Source organism: Wolbachia endosymbiont of Drosophila bocki, assembly GCF_028982005.1.
Taxonomy (GTDB): Bacteria; Pseudomonadota; Alphaproteobacteria; order Rickettsiales; family Anaplasmataceae; genus Wolbachia; species Wolbachia pipientis.
The window spans coordinates 1-2902 of sequence record NZ_JAPQLG010000152.1 but is presented as its reverse complement, the minus strand read 5'-3'; the positions used below and the strand labels follow the sequence as shown (position 1 = coordinate 2902).

The 2902-nt window shown below is 36.0% G+C and carries 2 protein-coding genes and 1 pseudogene; 1 reads left to right on the top strand and 2 read right to left on the bottom strand.

Annotated features, from left to right (window positions below):
- Positions 1-69 precede the first annotated feature (69 nt).
- Together OZD61_RS03350 and OZD61_RS03345 are read right to left on the bottom strand one after the other, a co-directional pair.
- Positions 70-843, bottom strand: a pseudogene (locus OZD61_RS03350) (IS110 family RNA-guided transposase); the annotation flags it as partial.
- Between the two features lie 322 nt (positions 844-1165).
- Positions 1166-1600, bottom strand: coding sequence for a hypothetical protein (locus OZD61_RS03345; RefSeq protein ID WP_274979844.1), 435 nt, complete (start codon positions 1598-1600; stop codon positions 1166-1168).
- Between the two features lie 140 nt (positions 1601-1740).
- Between OZD61_RS03345 and OZD61_RS03340 the strand changes: the two genes are divergently transcribed.
- On the top strand, positions 1741-2775 hold the full coding sequence (locus tag OZD61_RS03340; protein ID WP_274979843.1) for an aspartate-semialdehyde dehydrogenase: 1035 nt from the start codon (positions 1741-1743) through the stop codon (positions 2773-2775).
- The last annotated feature ends 127 nt before the right edge of the window (positions 2776-2902 follow it).

The window sequence follows — 2902 nt, the reverse complement described above, 5'->3', positions numbered from 1 at the left end:
TAGATATACCTCTTTCTTAACTATGCTTATTTTACCTCATATTTTCGAGATCCTTAACAGGTTCTAAGGAGCTTTTCGAATACGCTCAGATCCTATTTTGCATATGCAACTTCTCTTACTTACTGACGATCCCGATTGATAATGTCCTGGCAGCAAAAGCTGTAAATTGTTTAGCATTGTCAAAGTTATCAACTGATGGCATTTCTGCGACAACAGCAACAGCAGTAAGATATCCTATACCTTTTATAGTCTTAAGGTTTTCCACCATATTTTTTAGATGTGGATAGTTATTTATATGCTCATTAATTTCTTTTTCGAGAACAATAATTTGCTCCTCTATTGCCAAAATTACTTTAGATATAGCTTCTTTGCAACTGGAATGCATATTTTTGTTTTCCAAGCGATTTGTCTGTTGCACCTTATCATCTTTTGGCAATTGCATGCAACGGTAAAGCTCCCTCAAATGCCTCATTTCAGGTGCAATGGGCTTCCAAAGAGCAGGTTTGTTGGCGATACAAAATCTAGCTATCATAGCTGCATCTGATTTATCTGTCTTATTTCTGAGCAGCTCACTTTTGCCAAAAGCTTTGATTTGGGCTGGGTTTACTATACTGACATTATGTCCTAAATCGTGCATAAAAGTAGCCAAATCTTCTCCATACCAACTAGTTGCTTCAAGACATAAATGAGTAAGATTTGCTCCATGGCCATTGCACCAAACTACAAGTTTTGCAAAACCATCTTGATTATTTTGAAAGACTTTGTGTCGTTTTTTACTGTCCACTAACAAACATCAAATTTCTTTTTTGAAATATCCACACCCAAAATAGCATTTACTTGCAATAAAATTGCCTCCAAGACTATAAATAAACTGAGAGTTTAGACTAACCTTGTAATACGGGATATAATTCCAAAAGATACTGTTCAGTCTTTAACTCTATGGGAGGGAAGCAAAATCTGGCTTAATGGCATTAGTGTCGCATCAGCTTCACCCTCCCTTTGAGGTATTTTAGCTCTAATGCCTCACATCATAAAGATACAAGTGTCACGCACTGGCATGACAAGAAAGGGAGCACTGGAATTTTTGTTTCAATATTTGTACATGAGCCATGCATCTGAACAGATACAATGTTATAACTAGAGATAATTTTTAAATGATTGATATTTATGAACTACGACTTTTCTTGTTGTCCACTTGTTCAACATTACCCTTCTCAAGTTTACTATCTACTTCTTTTGTGTGTTCATCATCTATACTAGTTTCATCTTTTATCTTACTGGAGTGACCTGCTTGCGATTTTTCATATGCTTCCATTATAGGGTTACTGACGACTTCTACTTTTTCAGGTGTGAAAATCCTTGCTAAAAATCTCCCTATTATTGGTGTTGACCTTAAGAAATCTCTTAGCTTTGAAGCTTTATTTGGGGACTGTTGGTCTATTTTAGGGGTTTTTACACCATACTTTTTATCATCAAAATTTATTGTAGGCTTTCTTTTATTCGAAAGAACACTTTGGGCCTTTGATCCATTGGTTCCTTCAGGTCCTTGAGGCGTAGAAATTGCAGGTTTAACCTTAGTTTCATCGTATTCCTTACTCATCTTTCATTTCATTATGTAATATTACTAATATTGCATAATAATAGCTAAATTACAATTAATTGCAAGGTAAAAATATTAAAACAATTGTAAATTTTGTCAGTAAAAATATAATAGAACTTTGAAATTAGAGGTTCATCTATATGGGATACAAAATTGCTGTTATTGGAGCAACCGGAAGAGTAGGGCGTGAGGTATTAAGCACGCTTGCTGAATTTCAAGATGAGGCGATAGATTGCGTTATTGCACTTGCATCGAAAAAATCAGAAGGGAAGAAGGTGAGCTTTGGTGACAAAGAGTTAACAGTTTTATGCCTTGAGGATTATGACTTCGTTGGAACTAATGTAGCCATTTTCTGTGCTGGATCTCATGTTTCTGAAGAGTATGTACCAATTGCAACACAGGCTGGATGCATCGTGATAGATAACAGTTCCCATTTTAGAATGAAAGAGGGTGTGCCACTCATTATTCCAGAGATTAATAAAGAAAAAATTATGGAATATAAAAACCACAACATAATATCCAATCCAAACTGTACTACAATACAGATGCTGCTAGTACTACATCTATTACACCAAAAAGCAAAAATAAAGAGAATCGTTGCTTCAACTTATCAATCAACTTCTGGTGCAGGCAAAGCAGCAATGGATGAGCTCTATGACCAGACAAAAAAAATCTTTATGAACGAAGCTAAAAAACCCAAGATATTCTCTAAGCAAATAGCATTCAATTGCATTCCCCATGTAGGAGAATTCATGGAAAATGGTTCTACAGAAGAGGAATGGAAAATGCAAGAGGAGACAAAAAAAATTTTAGAGGAAGATATAAAAGTTACTGCAACTTGTGTAAGGGTACCCGTCTTTATCGGTCACGCTATGGCAGTAAATGTGGAATTTGGTCAACATATCACTGAAGAACAAGCTCGTGAAGTGCTAAGTGAAGCCGAAGATAGTGGAGTTTTAGTGTACAACAGGCGTGAAGATAGTGAATACATAACTCAAATTGATGTTGTACAGGAGAATGCTGTATATGTATCGCGTATTAGAAGAGACAATACTGTTGAGCACGGATTAAATATGTGGATAGTGGCTGACAACCTGCGCAAAGGCGCAGCATTAAATATAGTGCAGATTCTTGAGATTTTGATAAGAGAGCATTTGTCAATCAAGTGCATATAGAGCGCACGTACGTTGTAATTCGAAGGAAATTTGTATACCACATGGCAGCGCGTGACGCTGGAATGGCTTTGTTGCATCGCTACTTATGAAAGGCTAACTATAATTAGGATTATAAGCAACTTATTGA

What these genes read in the sequence shown, in the direction of transcription:
- OZD61_RS03345 (WP_274979844.1), bottom strand. Translation starts at nt 1,600, where the DNA reads ATGAGTAAGGAATACGATGAAACTAAGGTTAAACCTGCAATTTCTACG.
- OZD61_RS03340 (WP_274979843.1), top strand. Translation starts at nt 1,741, where the DNA reads ATGGGATACAAAATTGCTGTTATTGGAGCAACCGGAAGAGTAGGGCGT.